Here is a 1,228-nt window from a genome sequence, read left to right on the forward strand (position 1 = left end):
CGGCAGGTCATCTTCACCAGCATGGAATCAAAGTGCGCGGTGATCTCCCCACCCAGGGAGGCCGCACCATCCAACCGCACGCCCGCCCCGCCCGGAGACCGGTACGCGGTGATCGTCCCGGTGTCCGGGCGGAACCCGTTGGACGGGTCCTCGGTGGTGATACGGCACTGCAGGGCCGCCCCGTGGGTGGTGATCGAGTCCTGGGTCAGCCCCAACTCCTGCAGCGTCGCCCCCGCGGCGATCTGCATCTGGGCCTTGACCAGGTCGACGGAGGTGACTTCCTCGGTGACGGTGTGCTCGACCTGGATGCGCGGGTTCATCTCGATGAAGACATGGTTGCCCTGCTCATCGACCAGAAACTCCACCGTGCCGGCCCCGACATAGCCGATCGACTCGCAGAACCTCACCGCGTCCGCACAGATCTGCTCACGCAGCTGCGGGTCCAGGTGCTGGGCCGGGGCGATCTCCACGACCTTCTGGTGACGACGCTGCAGCGAGCAGTCACGCTCATAGAGGTGGATGACATCACCGGTGTGATCACCCAGGATCTGGACCTCGATGTGCTGCGGGCTGAGCACCGCCCGCTCGATGTAGACCCGGCCGTCACCGAACGCCGCGGCCGCCTCCCGGGAGGCCTCCGCCGCCAACTGGGCCAGGTCCTCCTCCTTCTCCACAAACCGCATGCCCCGGCCGCCACCACCGGCCACCGCCTTCACGAACAGCGGATAGGTCTGCCCCCGGGCCTGCTCGACCAGGGTGTCCACGTCCTCACTCGGCTCAGACTCATCCAGGGTCGGCAACCCGGCCTTGCGCGCGGCGGTGACCGCCTTGGCCTTGTCCCCGGTCAGATCCAGGGTCTCCGGGGTCGGGCCGATGAAGGTGATGCCGTTCTCGGCACACTCCCGGGCCAACTGGGCGTTCTCCGACAGGAAACCATAACCCGGGTAAATCGCGTCCGCCCCGGACTTCTTCGCCGCCCGGATCATCTCCCCGATATTCAGGTAGGCCTTAACCGGCGAACCCTCCGTACCGATCCGGACCGCCTCCGAGGCAAACGTGCGGTGGAAGGAACTACGGTCTTCCCGCGGATAGACGGCGACGGTCTGTGCGCCGGTCTCATTCGCGGCGCGGAATGCCCGCACCGCAATTTCGCCACGGTTGGCAACCAGGACCTTGGTGAAGGACGGCAGCTTCTGCGATACCACGTGGTTGATCCTTTCCAGGATAT

Annotated in this window: 1 protein-coding gene; it reads right to left on the reverse strand. The window is 66.2% G+C overall.

The features are described 5' to 3' along the window. A partial coding sequence (locus ACQCVD_RS15425) for a biotin carboxylase N-terminal domain-containing protein (RefSeq protein WP_426824666.1) occupies positions 1-1,205 on the reverse strand: 1,205 nt, incomplete at its 3' end. Between the last annotated feature and the right edge of the window lie 23 nt (positions 1,206-1,228).

It is taken from the genome of Corynebacterium halotolerans (assembly GCF_050107895.1).
Classification (GTDB): Bacteria; Actinomycetota; Actinomycetes; order Mycobacteriales; family Mycobacteriaceae; genus Corynebacterium; species Corynebacterium halotolerans_B.